At 67.9% G+C, this 18,127-nt stretch carries 20 protein-coding genes; 13 read left to right on the top strand and 7 right to left on the bottom strand.

Going from position 1 to position 18,127, the window contains the following annotated elements:
• Positions 1-5: 5 nt before the first annotated feature.
• The 9 genes from H597_RS31330 to H597_RS36125 are packed head-to-tail and all read left to right on the top strand — an operon-like array spanning position 6 to position 9,032.
• Positions 6-1,364, top strand: a complete 1,359-nt coding sequence (locus H597_RS31330) for a type II and III secretion system protein family protein (protein ID WP_083941151.1) — start codon at positions 6-8, stop codon at positions 1,362-1,364.
• Entirely contained in the window at positions 1,361-2,761 is a 1,401-nt protein-coding gene (locus H597_RS31325; RefSeq protein ID WP_051293871.1) for a Tad domain-containing protein, read from the top strand. The genes H597_RS31330 and H597_RS31325 overlap by 4 nt, the downstream gene beginning before the upstream one ends.
• Complete coding sequence (locus H597_RS0117070; protein ID WP_028103197.1) at positions 2,758-3,195, top strand: TadE/TadG family type IV pilus assembly protein; 438 nt, start codon at positions 2,758-2,760, stop codon at positions 3,193-3,195. The genes H597_RS31325 and H597_RS0117070 overlap by 4 nt, the downstream gene beginning before the upstream one ends.
• Entirely contained in the window at positions 3,185-3,745 is a 561-nt protein-coding gene (locus tag H597_RS0117065) for a TadE family protein (protein WP_035374560.1), read from the top strand. The genes H597_RS0117070 and H597_RS0117065 overlap by 11 nt, the downstream gene beginning before the upstream one ends.
• 22 nt (positions 3,746-3,767) lie before the next feature.
• Positions 3,768-4,943: a CpaE/TadZ family protein gene (locus tag H597_RS0117060; protein WP_028103195.1), complete on the top strand. Its 1,176-nt coding sequence runs from the start codon at positions 3,768-3,770 to the stop codon at positions 4,941-4,943.
• Positions 4,944-4,956: 13 nt separating this feature from the next.
• Positions 4,957-6,300 carry a TadA family conjugal transfer-associated ATPase gene (locus tag H597_RS0117055; protein ID WP_028103194.1) on the top strand — a complete coding sequence of 448 codons (1,344 nt, stop codon included), beginning with the start codon at positions 4,957-4,959 and terminating at the stop codon, positions 6,298-6,300.
• A gap of 10 nt (positions 6,301-6,310) precedes the next feature.
• On the top strand, positions 6,311-7,288 hold the full coding sequence (locus H597_RS0117050; protein ID WP_028103193.1) for a type II secretion system F family protein: 978 nt from the start codon (positions 6,311-6,313) through the stop codon (positions 7,286-7,288).
• A complete protein-coding gene (locus H597_RS0117045) occupies positions 7,285-8,214 on the top strand; it encodes a type II secretion system F family protein (RefSeq protein ID WP_028103192.1) in 930 nt (309 codons plus the stop codon). The genes H597_RS0117050 and H597_RS0117045 overlap by 4 nt, the downstream gene beginning before the upstream one ends.
• Positions 8,215-8,222: 8 nt before the next feature.
• On the top strand, positions 8,223-9,032 hold the full coding sequence (locus tag H597_RS36125; RefSeq protein WP_028103191.1) for a LytR C-terminal domain-containing protein: 810 nt from the start codon (positions 8,223-8,225) through the stop codon (positions 9,030-9,032).
• 33 nt (positions 9,033-9,065) lie between these two features.
• Here H597_RS36125 and H597_RS0117035 read toward each other — a convergent pair whose 3' ends face one another.
• Together H597_RS0117035 and H597_RS0117030 are read right to left on the bottom strand one after the other, a co-directional pair.
• Entirely contained in the window at positions 9,066-9,827 is a 762-nt protein-coding gene (locus tag H597_RS0117035) for a GIN domain-containing protein (RefSeq protein ID WP_028103190.1), read from the bottom strand.
• 33 nt (positions 9,828-9,860) lie between these two features.
• Positions 9,861-10,058, bottom strand: a complete 198-nt coding sequence (locus H597_RS0117030) for a hypothetical protein (RefSeq protein WP_028103189.1) — start codon at positions 10,056-10,058, stop codon at positions 9,861-9,863.
• A gap of 202 nt (positions 10,059-10,260) precedes the next feature.
• On the opposite strand from H597_RS0117030, the gene H597_RS0117025 reads away from it, so the two are divergent.
• Positions 10,261-11,286 carry a sensor histidine kinase gene (locus H597_RS0117025; RefSeq protein ID WP_051293870.1) on the top strand — a complete coding sequence of 342 codons (1,026 nt, stop codon included), beginning with the start codon at positions 10,261-10,263 and terminating at the stop codon, positions 11,284-11,286.
• Positions 11,283-12,038, top strand: coding sequence for a LytR/AlgR family response regulator transcription factor (locus H597_RS0117020; protein ID WP_028103187.1), 756 nt, complete (start codon positions 11,283-11,285; stop codon positions 12,036-12,038). The genes H597_RS0117025 and H597_RS0117020 overlap by 4 nt, the downstream gene beginning before the upstream one ends.
• On the opposite strand, the gene H597_RS0117015 is transcribed toward H597_RS0117020, so the two are convergent.
• From H597_RS0117015 to mscL, 5 genes are all read right to left on the bottom strand, one after another.
• Positions 12,035-13,111, bottom strand: coding sequence for a tartrate dehydrogenase (locus H597_RS0117015; protein ID WP_028103186.1), 1,077 nt, complete (start codon positions 13,109-13,111; stop codon positions 12,035-12,037). The genes H597_RS0117020 and H597_RS0117015 overlap by 4 nt on opposite strands.
• A gap of 196 nt (positions 13,112-13,307) precedes the next feature.
• A complete protein-coding gene (locus H597_RS0117005; protein WP_028103185.1) occupies positions 13,308-13,580 on the bottom strand; it encodes a hypothetical protein in 273 nt (90 codons plus the stop codon).
• 10 nt (positions 13,581-13,590) lie between these two features.
• Positions 13,591-14,286: a DUF2461 domain-containing protein gene (locus H597_RS0117000; protein ID WP_028103184.1), complete on the bottom strand. Its 696-nt coding sequence runs from the start codon at positions 14,284-14,286 to the stop codon at positions 13,591-13,593.
• A 6-nt stretch (positions 14,287-14,292) separates the two neighbouring features.
• Positions 14,293-15,417, bottom strand: coding sequence for a trypsin-like peptidase domain-containing protein (locus tag H597_RS0116995; RefSeq protein ID WP_035374557.1), 1,125 nt, complete (start codon positions 15,415-15,417; stop codon positions 14,293-14,295).
• A gap of 30 nt (positions 15,418-15,447) precedes the next feature.
• Positions 15,448-15,873: a large conductance mechanosensitive channel protein MscL gene (gene mscL, locus H597_RS0116990; protein ID WP_028103182.1), complete on the bottom strand. Its 426-nt coding sequence runs from the start codon at positions 15,871-15,873 to the stop codon at positions 15,448-15,450.
• A 202-nt stretch (positions 15,874-16,075) separates the two neighbouring features.
• Between mscL and petA the strand changes: the two genes are divergently transcribed.
• Entirely contained in the window at positions 16,076-16,684 is a 609-nt protein-coding gene (gene petA, locus H597_RS0116985; RefSeq protein ID WP_028103181.1) for a ubiquinol-cytochrome c reductase iron-sulfur subunit, read from the top strand.
• A gap of 3 nt (positions 16,685-16,687) precedes the next feature.
• The gene (locus H597_RS0116980) at positions 16,688-18,100 is read left to right on the top strand and encodes a cytochrome b (protein WP_028103180.1); all 1,413 of its coding nucleotides are present in this window, start codon (positions 16,688-16,690) and stop codon (positions 18,098-18,100) included.
• Positions 18,101-18,127: the final 27 nt, after the last annotated feature.

Raw genomic sequence — 18,127 nt, 5'->3', positions numbered from 1 at the left:
GCGCCATGCGACCCGCATCGATCTGTCTGCCGGCTGTGCTGGCCCTGTTGTCCCTGCCGGTCCGTGGCGATGGCCTGCGCTGCGCCGGGACGCCCGCCGTGCCCGGCAAGCTGGCGCTGGAACTGGGCAAATCCACCCTGATGCGCCTGCCCGATGCGGTGTACGGGCGCAGCATCGGCAACCCGCATGTGCTGCAAGCCACCCTGGTGGCGCCCGACACGCTTTACCTGGTCGGCGCGGAAATCGGCGGCACCAACCTGATCGTGCAGGGCAAGAGCGGCAGCTGCAGCGTGGTGGAGGTGGCGGTGGGGCTGGACGTGGGGCCGCTGCGCGCCAGCCTGGCCGACCTGCTGCCGCAGGAACGCGGCATCAAGGTCAGCGCCGCCGCCGACGCCGTTGCCCTGAGCGGCAGCGTGAGCGACGGCGCCACCCTGGCCCAGGTGCTCGACCTGGCGCAAGCCTTTGTGCGCCAGGCCCCGCAGCCGCTGGAGCGCCGCGACGGCGCATCGGCCCAGCAAACGCCGCCCGGACCGCGCCTGGTCAACCTGCTGGCCGTCAGCGCGCCGCAGCAGGTCAAGCTGGAAGTGAAGGTGGCCGAGGTCTCCAAAACCCTGCTCGACAAGCTGGAAGCGGGCCTGTCGCTGCGCCATGCCAGCGGCAGCTGGAGCGCCATGGTGCTGGCCGACTTCCTGAGCGGCACCCTGGGTGCCGGCCTGACGCTGACCAAATCCAACGGCAGCAGCGTGCGCCTGGACGCCGAGCACCAGGACGGCCAGGTGCGCATCCTGGCCGAACCGACCGTGATGGCGATGAGCGGGCAGGAAGGCAATTTCCTGGCCGGCGGCAAGGTGATGGTGCCGGTGGCGCAGGACAATAACCGGGTCACGCTGGAAGAGAAGGAGTTCGGCGTCGGCCTGAAGTTTACGCCCACCGTGCTGGCGGGCGGGCGCATCAACCTGAAGGTGGCGCCGGAAGTGTCGGAGCTGTCGCGCGACGGCATCGGCGTGACGACGGGGACGGTGACCGGGCGCGCCATCTTCCCCTTGATTACCACGCGCCGCGCCAGCACCACGGTGCAGCTGCAGGATGGGCAGAGCTTTGCGATCGGCGGCTTGATCCGGCATACGGAGGTCAACAGCATACGCGGCGTGCCCTTCCTGAGCGAGATCCCGGTGCTGGGCGCCCTGTTCCGCAGCAGCGATTTCCAGAACGACCGCAGCGAACTGCTGTTCGTGATCACCGCGCACCTGGTGCGGCCGGAAGGCGAGGGCGCGGGGATGGACGGCGCGGCGGCGGCGGCGGCGCAGGCGCGCTACCGCAAGTCCTTCAGCGAACCGGCGCCCGACATGGGAGAGCGCAAATGAAGGCGGCAGGCGAACGCGGCTCGGTGGCCGTGCTGGCGGCCGCGGTCTTGCCGATCGCGGTCGGCATCGGCGGCCTGGCGCTGGAACTGTCGATGGCCTTCGAGCGCGGGGCCTTGCTGCAGCAGGTGGCCGACAGCGCCGCGCTGACGGCCGCGCAGCAGCTGGACGGCACGGCGGCGGGCGTGGCCAATGCCTTCACCAAGGCGGCGCAGGCGGCATCGACGCGCAGCGTGCGCGGCGTGGGCGCTGTGGTGCTGGGCAGCGGGGCCCTGTCCTTCGCCGGGGAGCCGTCCGGCCCATGGCAAGGCTACGACGCGGCGCTGGCGGCGCCGTCCGGCCTGCGCTACGTGCGCACCGACATGGCGGCGCTGGGGGCGGCCTTCACCACCTTGCCGGTCATCTTCGGCAGCCTGCTGGGCGCCAGCGCCCCGGCCGCGGTGACGGCGCGCGCCGTGGCCGGTCCCAACGGGATGCGCGTGCTGCCCCTGGCCGTCTGCGCCCCGAGCAGCGTGCCGGTGGCCACGCGCGCCAACGGCGGCGGCCTCGATGAGCGGGTCGACTACGGCTTTCGCTTCGGCGTCGGCTACAACCTGCTGGCGCTGAACGCCGCCGCCGGCGCCGCCAGCGGCGAGTACTTCCTGGTCGACCCGCTCAGCGCGCCGGGCGGCGCGGCGGCCGCCATCGACGACAGCCAGCTGGCGCCCTTCATGTGCATCGGCAAGCTGGCCTATCCCTCGCTGACGGGCCGGCTGCACCTGCGCCGCGGCGGCCCCTTCGGCCTGTGGCGGCAGCTCAATTCGCGCTTCGGCAGCTATGGCGGCAGCGATCCCTGCGACCGCCACCTGGCGCCGGCCGACAGCAATGTGCGCGAATACCGCGGCACCCAGGCCAGCTGGATGAGCAGCTACCCGCCGCAAGCTTCGGCCGCCTCCAGCACGCCCGCCGCCGGCAAGCCCTTGATGACCGTGGCCGACCGCGCGCCGCCATTGGCAGCCGTGCCGCCGGCGCAGTACGGCACGCTATGGGCCTACGGCGCGGCCAAAAAAAGCAACAACAGCGCCTTTACCACCAGCAGCTGGGCCGTCCTCTATCCGTCCTCGCCGGGCTTCAGCAATACCGGCACCAGTTGGCCCAGCGCGGCGGCGCCGTACAACACGCCGGCCTTCGCCACCCAGCCCGGCGCCACCCCGAGCCGCAAGGAGCGCCGCCTGCTGTATGTGCCGCTGCTGTCCTGCCCCATCGCCGCCGGCGCCTATGCCGAGGGCACGGTGCTGGCCGTGGCGCGCTTCCTGCTGACGGCGCAAGCCTCGGCCAGCGAAGTGCCGGGCGAATTTGCCGGCATCCTCAGCGCCAAAGAAGTGGCGGCGCTGGCGACCGACGTGGAGCTGCTGCAATGAAGCGCCGGCGCTGCGGCGGCGCCGCCGCCATCGAAGCGGGCCTGGTGATGCTGGCCACCACCTCGCTGCTGGCGAACCTGGTCTACTGCGGGCGCCTGGCGCTGAACGGCGCCGCCCTGGACCGCGCTGCCAGCAATGCCGCGCGCTACCTGGCGACGGTGCCGGTGGAAGTCCTGCACGACAGCGTGCCGCGCAGCGCCGCCCTGTCGGCCGCGCAAGGCATCATCGACGAGACGCTGGCCGCCGCCAACGTCGACGTGCAGGAGCTGCAGGTGAACTTCTTCTGCGATCCATCGCCCTGTGCCACCCTGCCGCCGGGCAGCACACCCACCAAGGCCGGCGTGGAAGTGGTGGTGCAATTCCATGACGAGCTGTTTGGAACCAACTTCCCGCTCCAGCTGTCGGCCTTTGTGGAGGTCGGCCGTGACCGTTAGGGCGTCCCGCCGGCGCGGCCTGGCCAGCGTCGAATTCGCCATCGTCTGCCTGGTGGTGATGCCCTTCCTGTTCGCCACCATCGAATACGGCCGCCTGGTATTCCTGTGGAATGCCGTGCCGGAGGTGACGCGGCGCGCCGCCCGCGCTGCCGCGGCGGCGGACTTCAGCAATCCCGCCGCGCTGCAGGCGCTGCGCCGGGCTGCGCTGTTCCGCAGCGACGACGGCCCGCTGCCGCTGGCGCCGAATGTGGGCAGCGCCAATCTGCGCATCGAGTACCTGTGGCAGGACGCCGCCGGCGCGCTGGCGCCGCTGCCGCTGCTGCCGGCCTGCCCGCTGGCCAACCGCGTCAACTGCGCGCGCGACCCGCACGGCGCCGCCTGCATCAGCTTCGTGCGCGTGCGCCTGTGCGGCAGCGGCGCCGGCTGTCCGGCGCTGGCCTACGAAGCGCTGCTGCCGATGGTGCCGGTGCCCGATGCGCTGCCCGCCGCCAGCGCCCTGGTGGCGGCCGAATCGCTGGGTTATGCGCCGGGCCAGGCGCCTTGCCCCTGAATCCATCGACCAAGGAGGTGCCATGAAAGCGCTGTTGATCAGCAATGACGAGGTCTTGCGGGCGGAGCTGGCGGCGCAGGGCTCGGCGCGCCTGCCGGCGCTGCAGCTGGCGGCCACGCGGCGCGACCTGCGCGAGGCGGTGGAGCGCCTGCTGCCGCAGCCGCCCGAGCTGGTGCTGTTCGATGCCAGCGAGGTGGAGCCGGCGCATGCCGCGCTGCTGGAGCCGCTGGCGCGCCATTATCCGGACGCCTCCTTCATCCTGCTGACGCGGGCGCCGCAGCACGATCTGCTGATCCGCGCCATGCGGGTCGGCATGCGCGAGGTGCTGCAGCTGCCCCTGGTGCACCGCGCCCTGCACGAGGCCCTGGACCGCATCGAGATCGAGCGCGGCGTGACCGCGGTGCGCGAGGGCAAGGCGCTGGCCTTCATCTCCTGCAAGGGCGGCAGCGGCGCCACCTTCCTGGCCACCAATTTCGGCTATGCCCTGGCGGCGCTGGCCGCGCGCAAGGTGCTGCTGCTCGACCTGCACGGCCAGTTCGGCGACGCCACGCTGTACGTGTCGGACCAGAAGCCGGCCATGACCCTGTCCGACATCTGCAGCCAGATCGGGCGCCTGGACGCGGCATTCCTGGAGTCCTGCCTGGTGCATGTGGCGCCCGGCTTCGGCGTGCTGGCGGCGGCCGACGACCCGGCCATGGCGACGCAGATGAAGCCGGACCATATCGACGCCATCCTGCGCGTGGCGCGCCAGCACTACGACTACGTGCTGCTCGATGTGGGGCGCCAGATCGATGCGCTGTCGCTGCGCGCGCTGGACCAGGCCGACGCCATCTACCCGGTGCTGCAGCTGGCCCTGCCCGACATCCGCGACGGCCGCCGCCTGCTCGACATCTTCCGCTCGCTCGGCTATCCGGCCGGGCGTGTGCGCCTGATCGTCAACCGCTATGAAAAGGGCGGCAAGCTGCGCCTGGCGGACCTGGAGCAGGCGCTTGGCGCCGACGTGCTGCACACGGTGCCCAACGACTACCTGTCGGCCACCGATTCGGTGAACCAGGGCATCCCGCTGCTGCAGCTGGCGCGCAGCAGCCCGGTGGCGCGCAGCCTGGCCGAACTGGTGGAGACGGTCACCGAGCGCCGCCTGCCCGAGAGCAAAGGCCTGTTCGACCGCCTGTTCGGCCGTGCAGAGACAGAGCATTGAAAAGGAGCATGCCATGAGCCTGAGAGAACGCCTGGCCCTGGGAGACGAGGACAGCGCCGCGCCGAGCGCGCCGGCGATGGCCGATGCCGCTTACCAGGAGTTGAAGAAGTCCATGCACCAGATGATCCTGGAGCGCATCGACCTGGAGCGCCTGAAGCGCCTGACGCCCGAGCAGTTCAAGCATGAACTGGCGCTGCTGGTGGCGCGCATCGTCGACGACGAGCGCATCGTGCTGAACCAGGGCGAGCGGCACAAGCTGGTGCTCGATATCCAGAACGAGATGCTGGGCTTCGGGCCGCTGGAGCCGCTGCTGGCCGACCCCGGCGTGTCTGACATCCTGGTCAACACCCACGCCCAGGTCTACGTCGAGCGCACCGGCCGCCTGGAGCTGACCGGCATCAGCTTCCACGACAACACGCACTTGATGAAGATCATCGAAAAGATCGTGTCGCGCGTGGGCCGCCGCGTCGACGAATCGAGCCCGATGGTCGACGCCCGCCTGCCGGACGGCTCGCGCGTGAACGCCATCATCCCGCCGCTGGCGGTCGATGGTCCGATCCTGTCGATCCGCCGCTTTTCGGCGCAGCCGCTGTCGATGGAGCGGCTGCTGGAGTTCAAGAGCCTGACGCCGCCCATGTCGGAAGTGCTGAAGGCGCTGGGCCAGGCGCGCCTGAACGTGCTCATTTCCGGCGGCACCGGCAGCGGCAAGACCACCTTGCTGAATGTGCTGTCCGGCTATATCCCGGCCAGCGAGCGCATCGTCACCATCGAGGACGCGGCCGAGCTGCAGCTGCGCCAGCCCCATATCGTGCGCCTGGAAACGCGCCTGCCGAACGTGGAAGGCAAGGGCGAGGTGACGCAGCGCGCCCTGGTGCGCAATGCGCTGCGCATGCGGCCCGACCGCATCATCCTGGGCGAGGTGCGCGGCGCCGAGGCGATCGACATGCTGCAGGCCATGAACACGGGCCACGAGGGCTCGTTCGCCACCATCCACGCCAACTCGCCGCGCGACGCGCTGTCGCGGCTGGAAAGCATGGTGGGCATGGCCGGCGCCAACTTGACGCCGCGCACGGCGCGCCAGCAGATCTGCTCCGCCATCACGGTGGTGATGCAGCTGACGCGCCTGACCGACGGCACGCGCAAGCTGGTCAGCCTGCAGGAGGTCACCGGCATGGAAGGCGACACGGTGGCCATGCATGAGATCTTCCATTTCGAGCAGACCGGCGTCGATGGCCAGGGCAGGGTGCAGGGCCATTACTACGCCACCGGCGTGCGGCCGCGGTTTGCCGACCGCCTGCGCATGTTCGGCGTCCCGGTGCCGGACAGCCTGTTCGACCCGGGCAAGGTGTACGAATAAGGAGGGCGCCATGGATTTCGCCTGGACCGGCTTTTCCGTTCTGCTGTTTGCCGCCGTGATCTGCCTGTGCGAGGGCGCCTGGCTTTGGTGGAGCAACAGCCATGGCCATAGCGCGCGCCGGGTGGCGCGCCGCTTGCGCCTGATGTCCGGCCGCACCGACAGCGCGGGCGGCGCCATCAGCATCCTCAAGGAGCGCCGCTACGCCGCCGCGCCGGCGCTCGACCGGCTGCTGCGGCGCATGCCGGCGGCCGCCGCGTTGGACCGCCTGCTGCTGCAAGCGGGCCTGCGCTGGCAGGTGGCGCGCTTCCTGGCGGTGCAGGGGGGCGCCGTGCTGGCTGGCTTGCTGCTGCCCGCCGTGCTGCACCTGCCGCCGCTGCCGGCGGCCATTGCCGGCCTGCTGTGCGCCGCCGCGCCGGGCGCCATGCTGCTGCGGGCGCGCGCCGCGCGGGTGCGCCGCATCGAATCCCAGCTGCCTGAAATGGCCGACTTCCTGGCGCGTGCGCTGCGCGCCGGCCATTCCTTCGCCAATGTGATGCAGATGGCGGGCGACGAGGTGGCCGACCCCCTGGGCGGCGAATTCCGCAGCACCTACGAGGAAGTCAATTTCGGCGTGACCATGCAGGATGCGCTGCACAACCTGGCGGCGCGGGTGCCGCTGACCGACTTGCGCTACCTGGTGATCGCGGTGCTGATCCAGCGCGAATCGGGCGGCAACCTGGCCGAGCTGCTCGACAACGTGTCGCGCATGACGCGCGCCCGCCTGCAGCTGCTGGCGCAGGTGCGGGTGATGTCGGCGGAGGGACGCATGTCGGCCTGGGTGCTGACCCTGATGCCGGTCGGCCTGATGGCGGCCATGCAGCTGACCAATCCCAAATACAGCGGCGTGCTGTGGCACGACCCGAACGGGCAGCGCCTGCTGTGGTACGCGGTCTGCGCCATCGTGGCCGGCATGGTGTGGATGCGCCGCATCGTCAAGGTGCGCGTATGAGCGCCGCCGATATGCTGTTCCTGCTGCTGGTGTTCGGCGTGGTGGCGGGACTGGCCCTGTGGCTGATGCTGGCCTTCTCCGGCGTGCCGCTGCGCGAACGTCTGAAGTCCCTCAGCGGGGAGGCCGAGGCGGCGCCCGCGCCGGGCCAGGGCGAGTGGATCGAGAAGGTGGCGCGCGTGGCGGAACCATTCAGCCGCCTGTCGCTGCCCGAGGAAGGCTGGGAAAAGTCGGCCCTGCGTACCCGCTTCATGAACGCGGGCTGGCGCCATCCGTCCGCACCCGGGCTGTACTTCGCCGCCAAAACCGTGCTGGCATTGGGCTTGCCGGCATTGGTGGCCTTGCCCCTGGCCGGGCGCGCCGGCAACCTGATGCTGCTGCTGTTCGGCGCCGCCGCCATCGGCTATTACCTGCCCAACGGCGCGCTGGCGCGGCGTGCCGGGGCGCGCCAGCGCGACATCTTTGAAAGCCTGCCCGATGCGCTGGACCTGCTGACCATCTGCGTCGAGGCGGGCCTCAGCATGGAGCGCGCCCTGGTCAAGGTGGCGGGCGAGATCCACATCAAGAGTGTGGCCCTGGCGCAGGAGCTGCAACTGGTGCTGATGGAGATGCGCGCCGGTTTTAGCAAGGAGCGCGCGCTGCGCAACCTGGCCTTGCGCAGCGGCGTGGAGGATGTCGATGCGCTGGTGGCGATGCTGGTGCAGGCCGAGCGCTTCGGCACCAGCATGGGCGAGTCGCTGCGCGTGCACGCCGACAACCTGCGCCGCAAGCGTGCGGTGGTGGCGCAGGAAGCGGCGGCCAAGGTGGCGCTCAAGCTGCTGTTCCCGCTGATCTTCTGCATTTTCCCGGCGCTGATGATCGTGCTGCTGGGACCCGCGTCGATCCAGATGAAGTCCGTGCTGCTGCCCGCCGCGCATGGCGGGCGTTAGGAGGCCTTATGCGTAAAACGATTGTCGCCGCCTGCGCCGGCATGCTGGCCGCGTGCAGCCTGCCCGTGATGCCGCCCGCGCCGGAGACGGCGCCGCCATTGCCGGCCTTGCCGCCGGCGCCTGCCGCGCTGGCCGGCGAAGGCCGCTATGCCGAGGCCATTGCCCTGCTGGAGCAGCGCGTGCAGCGCCGCCCCGGCGCGGCGCAGCTGGGCGACCTTGGCTACGCCTACTATCTGGTCGGACGCATGGAGGACGCCCGCGCCGCGCTGGAACGCGCCTGCCTGCTGGCGCCATCCAGCGCGCTGGCCTGGGAGCGGCTGGCGGCGCTGCTGGAAGCGGGCGGCGAGACCGGCCGCGCGCTGGAAGCCATGCGCCACGCGCGCATGCTGCGCGAAGCGGCGGCGGCCGCTCCCGCCGCACCGGCAGCCGGCAGCGAACCGGCGGGCCTGTGGCCGGCCGGCATGGCGCGCGTGGAAGTGCGCCAGGTCGGCGCCGGCCTGGTCGAGGTGGCGCGGGTGGAGCGGGGGGCGCAGGTGGAGCAGGGGGAGCAGGGGGAGCGGAGGGGGCCCGCGCCGGCGGCGCCCACCCGGCTGGAGGTCAGCAACGGCAACGGCATCCGCGGCATGGCCGCCGCCGTGGCGCGGCGCTTGCGGGAGCAGGGCATGCAGGTGGTGCGCCTGACCAACACCATCCCCTTCAATGTGGCCGAGACGCGGGTCGAGATTCGCGGCAGCGGCGAGCCCCAGCTGCGCATCGTGCTGGGGAAAGATGCGGGCGTAAAAAAGCCGCCCGGGGTTAGCGGGCGGCAAGCACCGTGAAACAACTCACGAGTTGGTTGGGAAATCTTGGCGTCAGTTCCAGGACACGCTGCCCAGGCCGCGGGCCTCGGACTGGCGGTTGGCCGGCTTGCCGTACACGGTTGCCGAACCCATGCCGCTCAGGCGCAGGTTGGCGGACGTCTTGGCGTTGAAGGTGGCGCTGCCAAGGCCGGTCATGTCGGCGTCGAGGCTGTCGCTTTGCAGCTGCTTGGCATCGAGGCTGCCGATGCCGCCCAGTTTGGCGTCCAGCTGTTTGGTCTGGCCGGAGATCGCGATCTGGCCCGCGCCCTTCAGGTTCAGGTCGACCTGCTCGGCCTTGGTATCGCTGATATTCATGCTGCCGACGCCGGACAGGCGGACCTCCATTTTCTTGTAATGCGAGGCCACGTTCATGGCGCCGGCGCCTTCCAGGGAGAGGCGCACATCGTCGCCGTCGAATCCCTTCACGTCGGCCGAACCCACGCCGGCGGACACCAGTTCGCGCAGTTGCGGCAGGCTCAGTTCCGCTTTCAGGCGATGGCTGCCCGTATCGATCCCGCGCACATTGTCGGTACCGATGCGGATCGTGTCGCCATCCTGGGTCACGGTAATCTTTGGCAGGTAGCGCTTGTCGCCCGAAAGCAGCAGCGCCGGTGCGCCTTGCTTCAGCTTCAGGTCGATCACGCCTTCCAGTACGACTTTCACGGCGCGGCCGTCGACAGTACGCGCTTCGGTGATGACTTCGTCGGCCTGGGCGGTGCAGCCGGCGGCGAAGATTGCTGCGGTCATCATCGTGGCGGTGAAGAACTTGTTCATGTCGTGGCTCCGTGAAGGTGGTGTCGTGTCGAATTACAGCGCGGCTTTTTCGGCGGCGCTCAGGCGCTTGGCGGTGACGGTCACCACTGGCATTGCCTTGGCATCGGCCTTGGCGACGATGGCTGCCGGGGCGCTGTGCTTGAGCGGGGTGGCGGCGGTGGCCAGGCCGGTGGCGCCGATCACGGCGACTGCAGCGAGGAAGATGTATTCCATGTTTTTGGCGATGTTCATTTTGCTCTCCGTTCGGTTGGGTTAAGTTCGTTTCGCGTTTCGTTGATTGAACTATAGATATGTGCGGTGTCGAGCACCATCGACGTGCGACGAAATGCAGAAAATGCGACCTGAAATGCAGGAAAGCCGGTGTGACGAAGCCGGATGCCCCGGTGACGGACGCCGTCGCGGCCCGCGGCCGGGGGCGCTATACTCTCCCGCCATGAGAGCCTTGCATTTCCTGCGCGTCCTGGGCGCCAGCGCCCTGGCCTGGAGCGCCATCTGCCTGACCGGCGCCATGTCCTCCTATGGGGCGCTGCTGCAGCGGGGCGCCAACCCTTCTTTCGGGGAACTGCTGGGCAGCTGGATCGGTGCCCATGGGCTGATGGTGGTGTTCAGCGCCGTCCTGTATCTCGCGCTGCAGCGCTGGCCGCAGGCGCTAGCCAGCCCGCGCGGCATCGGGCGCGCCTACCTGCTGGTGCTGCTGCTCTTCCTGCCGCTGGAATGCCTGTTCTCCGCGCAGCTGCAGAAAATGAGCCTGTCCGGCCTCTTCGTCGAACTCACCTGGACCACCTTCACCTTCGTGACGGTGGCGGGGATCCGCATCTGGCAGCTGCAGCGGGCGCGCGAGACCGACAACCTGTCGCTGCGCCTGGAACTGGAGCGGCAGCGCCTGGCGGCCCTGCGCGGGCAGCTGGAGCCGCACTTCCTGTTCAACGCCCTGAACGCGGTCAGCGCCCTGGTGCGCATGGACGACAAGGGCGCCACCCTGACCGCCGTCAGCCGCCTCTCCGGCCTGCTGCGCTACGCCCAGTCGGCCAGCGCGCGCGACTGGGTCACGCTGGCGGAGGAATTGCAGTTCGTGCGCGACTACCTTTCGCTGCAGTCGATGCGCTATGGCGAGCGCCTGCGGGTCGCCATCGAAGGCGACAGCGGCGCCGTGCTGTCGGCCGATTGCCCGCCCCTGCTGCTGCAGCCGCTGGTGGAAAACGCATTGCGCCACGATCTCGATTGCCATGACGGCGAGGGCGACATCCTGCTGCGCTTCGCCGAGCAGGGCGGCGTGCTGCATATCCACATCAGCAATTCGGTGCGCGAAACCGCGCCCAATCCCGGCCTGGGCATGGGCTTGCGCAATATCGAAGCGCGCCTGCGCCTGGCCTGCGGCAGCGGGGCCGCATTGCGCACCGCACGCGCCGGCGGCCGCTTTGTCGCTGAAATCCATATGCCGATGTACTTCGCCGCATGAAGATCCGCGCCCTGATCGTCGACGACGAAGAGCCGGGCCGCATCAACCTGCGCTACGGCCTGGCGCCGCATGCGGGCTGGGCGCTGGTGGCGGAATGCGCCAGCGCCGCGGCCGCCCGCGCCGTGCTGGACGCGCAGGCGGTCGATGTGGTCTTCCTGGATATCCAGATGCCGCAGGAAACCGGCCTGGCGCTGGCGCGCGAGCTGGCCCGGCGCGCAGAGCCGCCGCTGGTGATTTTCGCCACCGCCTACAACGAGCACGCCATCGAGGCCTTCGAAGTGCATGCGCTGGACTACCTGCTCAAGCCCTTCGACGACCAGCGCCTGGCGCAGGCGCTGGAGCGCGCCGCCGCCATGCTCGAGCAACGCCAGCGCGCCGCCTACGGCCGCGCCATGCGGGCCTTTGCCGAGCCCGCGCCGTCCTGGCTGCGGCAGCTGAATGTGCGCTCGGTCGGCCGCATCGAATGCGTGCAGGTGGATGAAGTGTTGTGGATCGAAGCGGCGGGCAATTATGTGGAGTTGCGCCTGGCGCAGCGGCGCGTCCTGCACCGGGTGCCGCTGGCCAGCCTGGAGCAGCACCTCGATCCCGCCGCCTTCCTGCGCGTGCACCGGCGCGCCCTGGTGCGCAGCAGCGAGGTGGCGGCGCTCGAGCGCGACGCCGATGGCGCAAGCCAGCTGCGCCTGCGCTGCGGCGACCGGGTGCCGGTCAGCGAGCGCCACCTGGCGGCGGTGAAGGCGCTGCTGGGCGCTTAAACCAGGGCGGCGATGGCCTCGCCCATGGCGGTGGTGGAGGCCTTGCCGCCCATGTCCGGTGTACGGGGGCCCTGCAGCAGCACGGTTTCGATGGCGCGCATGATGGCGTCGTGCGCCTGCGCGTAGCGCGCGTCGCCGTTGCCGAGGAAGTCCAGCATCATGGCGCCGGACCAGATCATGGCGACCGGGTTGGCGATATTTTTGCCGTAGATATCCGGCGCCGAGCCGTGCACCGGCTCGAACAGCGAGGGCAGGGTGCGTTCCGGGTTCAGGTTGGCCGACGGCGCAATGCCGATGGTGCCGGTGCAGGCTGGTCCGAGGTCGCTCAGGATGTCGCCGAACAGGTTGGACGCCACCACGACATCGAAACGCTCCGGGCTCAGTACGAAGCGCGCCGCCAGGATGTCGACGTGGTACTGGTCCCAATGCACGTCGGGGAAGCCGGCCGCCATGGCCTTCACGCGCTCGTCCCAGTACGGCATGCTGATCGCGATGCCGTTCGACTTGGTGGCGGAGGTCAAATGCCGCTTCGGCCGCGAGCGCGCCAGCTCGAAGGCGTATTGCAGGATGCGGTCGACGCCCTTGCGCGTGAACACGGCCTCCTGCAGCACGGTTTCGCGCGCGGTGTTCTCGAACAGGCGGCCGCCGACCGAGGAGTACTCGCCCTCGGTGTTTTCGCGCACCACATAAAAATCGATGTCGCCGGGCTTTTTCCCGGCCAGCGGGCAGGGCACGCCCGGCATCAGCCGTACCGGGCGCAGGTTCACATACTGGTCGAATTCGCGGCGGAATTTGATCAGGGAACCCCACAAGGAAACATGGTCGGGCACCGCATCGGGCCAGCCGACGGCGCCGAAGTAGATCGCATCGAAGCCTTTCAACTGGTCGAACCAGTCGGCCGGCATCATCTGGCCATGCTGCATATAGTAATCGCAGTTGGCCCATTCGAAGGCGGTGAACTCGAGCGGCAGGCCGAAGCGGGCGGCGGCGGCGTGCAGGGTGCGCAGGCCTTCCGGCATCACCTCCTTGCCGATGCCGTCGCCGGCGATGACCGCGATGCGGTGGGTCGTCATGTGTCAGCTACCGTTTCAGCAGCAGCCCAGCATGCGCAGGCAGCATTCGATACTCAGGCAGCAGTCCTTGCTGGCGGCGAAGGCGGCGGCCGATGCCAGCAGCAGGCCGGCGCCCAGGATGATGTTCTTCATGGTGTACTCCATTCACGTTGACAGGATGCGGGCAGGCGGGCCCGCGCCGGCGGGGAAGCCGGTGCTACCGGGGCGGCCGCCAGATGCTGTCAAACGCAGTGGAGCGCGGCGCATGCGGCTCGGGTGCCGCCGCTTCGCGCCCGGCATACGGCGCCAGGCCCGGCATATCGGCCGGGCCGGCCAGGGGCGGCACGGCGCCCGGCAGGCAGCCCATGTCGAGGCAGGCAGTGGCTGGGCAATCGGCATCCAGGCAGCATGCACGCACCGGCTTTGCCGCCGCAACCGAGTAGTTGAGGAGCAGGACCAGTGCCAGCAGGACGATGCGCAGCGTTGCCATGGGCGCTATTCTACGCCGCTTCCGCCTCGCCTTCGACCGGGGCCGAGCGCATCCACTGGACCAGCGGCCAGGCGTCCTTGAAGGCGCCGGCGATCATGCCCAGCAGCTCGTCCGGCTTGTTCAGCGGCAGTTTGACTTCCTGGTAGACGAAGAAGCTTTTCAGCTTGATGAACTCGATGTGTTCATGCTCGGGATCAAAGCCCTTGGGCGGGCGCTGCAGCTTGTGCTCCTCGGTGATCGTGCCGTAGCGCGCCCTCAGGGCCTTGTTGGCCAGGGCCTTCCGGAAGCCGGCGGCGTCGTTGACCATATGGTGGCGCAGGGCCTTCAGGCGGTGCGGCGGCGGAATGTACTCGCCGGCGCCGATGCCCAATACGCCGTCGGGGCTGATCTGGAAGTACCAGGTCGGGCCGCCCGCCATGCTGGGGCGGCGCATATCGTTGGGCGCGATGGCGGCCGAGAAATGGGTCTTGTACGGGCTCTTGTCGTGGGCGAAGCGCACGTCGCGGTTGATGCGGAACATGGCCTTTTTCGGATTGCAGAACTTGACCTGGGCGTCGAACTTGCCCAGTTCGGCGATCACCTGGGTCACCAGCTCGAGAAATTCCTCGCGCAGGATGTCGTAGCGCGGCTTGTTCATCACAAACCACGGGCGGTTGTTGTTGTCGGACAGTTCCGTCAGATAGCGGGTCAGGTCGCGCAGGTGCATGGTGTCTTATTTCTTGGCCGGCGGGCGTTTGCCCACCGTGAGTTGGAGCTCGCTTTCGCGGCTCTTGCGCAGGATGCGCAGGGTCGACTGGCCGCCCGGCGACAGCTGGGCGATGAGGTTCAGCATTTCATTGGTGTCCTTGACCGGCTTGCCATCCACCGACAGCAGGATGTCGCCGGGACGCATGCCGGCCTTGTCGGCCGGGCCGTTGCGCACCACGCCGGCGATGATGGCGCCGGAGTCGCGGTCCAGGCCAAAGCTGTGCGCCATTTCGGGCGTGATTTCCTGCGACTCGACGCCGATCCAGCCGCGCACCACGTGGCCGTCCTTGACGATGGCGTCCAGCACGCTGCGCGCCGTGCTGACCGGGATGGCGAAGCCGATGCCGACCGAGCCGCCGGTCTGCGAGTAGATGGCGGAGTTAATCCCCAAGAGGTTGCCTTGGGTGTCGATCAGGGCGCCGCCCGAATTGCCGAAATTGATGGCGGCATCGGTCTGGATGAAGTTCTCGAAATGGTTGATGTGCAGGTTGTTGCGGCCCAGGGCGGAAATGATGCCCATGGTGACGGTCTGGCCGACGCCGAAGGGATTGCCGATGGCCAGCACCACATCGCCCACCTTGGCTTGTTCGACCTGGCCCAGGGCCACCACGGGCAGCTTGTCGAGGTCGATGCGCACCACGGCCAGGTCGGTCTCCGGATCGGTGCCGACCAGCTTGCCGGCCGCCTTGCGCCCGTCGGGCAGCACCACCTGGATCTCGTCGGCCGCCTCCACCACGTGGTAGTTGGTCAGGATATAGCCCTGCGGGCTGACGATGACGCCGGAACCCAGGCTGTTCTGGTCGTCGTCCTCGTCGCGGTCGCCGAAGAAACGCTTGAAGAAGGGATCGCGCGACAGGGGATGGCGCTTGCGCACCGCCTTGGTGGTGAGGATATTGACCACGGCCGGCATGGCGCGGCCGGCGGCGGCGCGGTAGGACCCGGGCGAGGGCGGGCTGGCGTCGGCCAGCACGGCGGCGCGGCTGGCCAGGGCGGCTGGCGCGGCGGCCGGCCGCTGCACGGCCGAATACACAAAGTACAGTGCCAATGCGATGGTCACCGTTTGTGCAAACAATAACCAGAGTCTTCGCATGGCAGGATTGCTACAAAATGGAGATAGCTCCTATTTTCGCAAAGAATCGCGAATTTCGCGCAGTAGCACGATATCTTCGGCCGGCGGCGCCGGTGCCGCCTGTGCGGCGGCTGGCGCTTCGTCGCGCCGCAGCTTGGCCACCAGGCGTACCATCTGGAAGATCACGAAGGCCAGGATGACGAAGTTCAGCAGAATGGTGAAAAAGTTGCCATACGCTAACACCGCGCCCAGCTTCTTGGCTTCGGCCAGGCTCAGATTGCCTGCCTGCCCGTTGAGGGGAACGTAGTAGTTGGCGAAATCCAGGCCGCCCAGCAGCATGCCGATCGGCGGCATGATCACGTCGGCCACCAGGGAATCGACGATCTTGCCGAAGGCGGCGCCGACGATCACGCCCACCGCCAGGTCGACCACATTGCCTTTCATGGCAAAGTCTTTAAATTCCTGCATCATGCCCATAGTAGCCCTCCGGGAAAGTTTTGATCTGTGTCAACTTTGCTGCAATTTCATGCTGCGCGCAAGAGGTGATACGTTGGGATTGGTTAATACTTTGCAAGGTTTTGCTTTAAAACGCCAATCCACTACTCTATAATTTAAGGTTGCTAGAAGCTTGGTTAATTGCTAATTAGAGTTTTCGGATTTTTGACTGATTGGGGTTAGAATGAGTAACGAAAAGCAGGTCGATTCGAGCCGGCGTGGCCTTCTCGTCGCAACATGTGCGGCAGGTGGCGTAGTCGGTCTGGGCGCCACTGGCGCTCTGGTAAGCACCTTCCAACCTTCCGAGCGGGCCAAAGCCGCCGGTGCCCCGGTGGAAGTAGACATCTCTTCGCTGCAGCCGGGTGATATGGTAACCGTCGAATGGCGCGGCAAGCCGGTCTGGATCCTGAAGCGTACCCCCGAGATGGTGGAATCGCTGAAAAAGACCGAAGCCGAACTGGCCGACCCGAAATCCGAACGTACCCCCGACGACCTGACCCCGGAATACGCGCGCAACCCCAACCGCTCGATCAAGCCGGACATTCTGGTGGCGGTCGGCATCTGCTCCCACCTGGGCTGCTCCCCATCGAAAAAATTCGCCCCGGGCCCGCAGGCGTCGCTGCCGGACAACTGGGCCGGCGGTTTCCTCTGCCCTTGCCACGGTTCCACCTTCGACCTGGCCGGCCGCGTATTCAAGAACAAGCCGGCGCCGGACAACCTGCAGGTACCGCGCCATATGTATCTTGGCGACAGCAAGCTGATCATCGGTAAAGACGAGAAAGGCGAGGCATAATCCATGGGCGCATTCAAGGAAACCAAATTCCCAGCCGACGCACCCGCCGCCCAGAAACTGTTGGGCTGGGTCGACGACCGCTTCCCGGCGACCAAGCTGTGGAATGACCAATGGGGCAAGTACTACGCGCCCAAGAATTTCAACTTCTGGTACATCTTCGGTTCCCTGGCCATGCTGGTCCTGGTGCTGCAGATCGTCACCGGCATCTTCCTGACCATGCACTACAAGCCGGACGCCGGCCTGGCCTTCGCATCGGTCGAATACATTATGCGGGAAGTCCCATGGGGCTGGCTGGTGCGCTATATGCACTCGACCGGCGCCTCGGCCTTCTTCATCATCGTCTACCTGCACATGACGCGCGGCCTGATGTACGGTTCCTACCGCAAGCCACGCGAGCTGATCTGGCTGTTCGGTTTCGCCATCTTCCTCTGCCTGATGGCCGAAGCCTTCTTCGGCTACCTGCTGCCGTGGGGCCAGATGTCGTACTGGGGCGCCCAGGTGATCGTCAACCTGTTCGGCGCGATCCCGATGATCGGCCCCGACCTGTCGCTGTGGATCCGCGGCGACTATGTGGTGTCCGACGCGACCCTGAACCGCTTCTTCGCCTTCCACGTGATCGCCATCCCGCTGGTCCTGCTGGGCCTGGTGGCGGCCCACTTGATCGCGCTGCACGAAGTGGGCTCGTCCAATCCGGACGGCATCGAAGTGAAGGAAAACCTGGGTCCGGACGGCCACCCGGTCGACTCCATCCCGTCGCATCCTTACTACACCGTGCACGATCTGTTCGGCGTCTCCGTGTTCCTGACCATCTTCAGCGCCGTGGTGTTCTTCGCGCCGGAAATGGGCGGCTACTTCCTGGAGTACAACAACTTCCTGCCGGGCGATTCGATGAAGACCCCGCCGCACATCGCGCCGACCTGGTACTTCACCGCGTTCTACTCGGTGCTGCGCGCCACCACCTCGGACTTCCTGTGGGTACTGATGGCCGGTATCGCCGCCTACACCGTCTTCCTGTGGATGAAGTCCAAGCTGTCGAGCACGGTGAAGAGCATCGTCAGCGTCGTGGCGCTGCTGATGATCGTCGGCATGCTGCCGCACGCGCTGGACGCCAAGTTCTGGGGCGTGGTGTTCTTCGGCGGTTCCGTGGTGATCCTGGCCTTCCTGCCATGGCTGGACCACTCGCCGGTGAAATCGATTCGTTACCGTCCTGACTGGCACAAGTATGTGTACGCCGGCCTGGCCATCGCCTTCGTCGCCCTGGGCTACCTGGGCACCCAGCCGCCTAGCCCGGTCGGCACCATCATCGCCCAGATTGCAACCCTGTACTACTTCAGCTTCTTCCTGCTGATGCCATGGTGGAGCGCAATGGGTACGTTCAAGAAGGTGCCGGACCGCGTGACGTTCCATCCGCACTAATTGACGACCAGAACGCTAAGCAAAGGA

This window comes from Pseudoduganella violaceinigra DSM 15887 (genome assembly GCF_000425385.1).
GTDB classification, from domain to species: Bacteria; Pseudomonadota; Gammaproteobacteria; order Burkholderiales; family Burkholderiaceae_D; genus Rugamonas; species Rugamonas violaceinigra.
This window is presented reverse-complemented; position numbering and strand designations above follow the sequence as displayed.

Excerpts from the sequence above, each read along its gene's own strand:
- H597_RS31330 (WP_083941151.1), top strand. The coding sequence starts at position 6 with ATGCGACCCGCATCGATCTGTCTGCCGGCTGTGCTGGCCCTGTTGTCC.
- H597_RS31325 (WP_051293871.1), top strand. The coding sequence starts at position 1,361 with ATGAAGGCGGCAGGCGAACGCGGCTCGGTGGCCGTGCTGGCGGCCGCG.
- H597_RS0117070 (WP_028103197.1), top strand. The coding sequence starts at position 2,758 with ATGAAGCGCCGGCGCTGCGGCGGCGCCGCCGCCATCGAAGCGGGCCTG.
- H597_RS0117060 (WP_028103195.1), top strand. The coding sequence starts at position 3,768 with ATGAAAGCGCTGTTGATCAGCAATGACGAGGTCTTGCGGGCGGAGCTG.
- H597_RS0117055 (WP_028103194.1), top strand. The coding sequence starts at position 4,957 with ATGAGCCTGAGAGAACGCCTGGCCCTGGGAGACGAGGACAGCGCCGCG.
- H597_RS0117050 (WP_028103193.1), top strand. The coding sequence starts at position 6,311 with ATGGATTTCGCCTGGACCGGCTTTTCCGTTCTGCTGTTTGCCGCCGTG.
- H597_RS0117045 (WP_028103192.1), top strand. The coding sequence starts at position 7,285 with ATGAGCGCCGCCGATATGCTGTTCCTGCTGCTGGTGTTCGGCGTGGTG.
- H597_RS36125 (WP_028103191.1), top strand. The coding sequence starts at position 8,223 with ATGCGTAAAACGATTGTCGCCGCCTGCGCCGGCATGCTGGCCGCGTGC.
- H597_RS0117035 (WP_028103190.1), bottom strand. The coding sequence starts at position 9,827 with ATGAACAAGTTCTTCACCGCCACGATGATGACCGCAGCAATCTTCGCC.
- H597_RS0117030 (WP_028103189.1), bottom strand. The coding sequence starts at position 10,058 with ATGAACATCGCCAAAAACATGGAATACATCTTCCTCGCTGCAGTCGCC.
- H597_RS0117025 (WP_051293870.1), top strand. The coding sequence starts at position 10,261 with ATGAGAGCCTTGCATTTCCTGCGCGTCCTGGGCGCCAGCGCCCTGGCC.
- H597_RS0117020 (WP_028103187.1), top strand. The coding sequence starts at position 11,283 with ATGAAGATCCGCGCCCTGATCGTCGACGACGAAGAGCCGGGCCGCATC.
- H597_RS0117015 (WP_028103186.1), bottom strand. The coding sequence starts at position 13,111 with ATGACGACCCACCGCATCGCGGTCATCGCCGGCGACGGCATCGGCAAG.
- H597_RS0117005 (WP_028103185.1), bottom strand. The coding sequence starts at position 13,580 with ATGGCAACGCTGCGCATCGTCCTGCTGGCACTGGTCCTGCTCCTCAAC.
- H597_RS0117000 (WP_028103184.1), bottom strand. The coding sequence starts at position 14,286 with ATGCACCTGCGCGACCTGACCCGCTATCTGACGGAACTGTCCGACAAC.
- H597_RS0116995 (WP_035374557.1), bottom strand. The coding sequence starts at position 15,417 with ATGCGAAGACTCTGGTTATTGTTTGCACAAACGGTGACCATCGCATTG.
- mscL (WP_028103182.1), bottom strand. The coding sequence starts at position 15,873 with ATGGGCATGATGCAGGAATTTAAAGACTTTGCCATGAAAGGCAATGTG.
- petA (WP_028103181.1), top strand. The coding sequence starts at position 16,076 with ATGAGTAACGAAAAGCAGGTCGATTCGAGCCGGCGTGGCCTTCTCGTC.
- H597_RS0116980 (WP_028103180.1), top strand. The coding sequence starts at position 16,688 with ATGGGCGCATTCAAGGAAACCAAATTCCCAGCCGACGCACCCGCCGCC.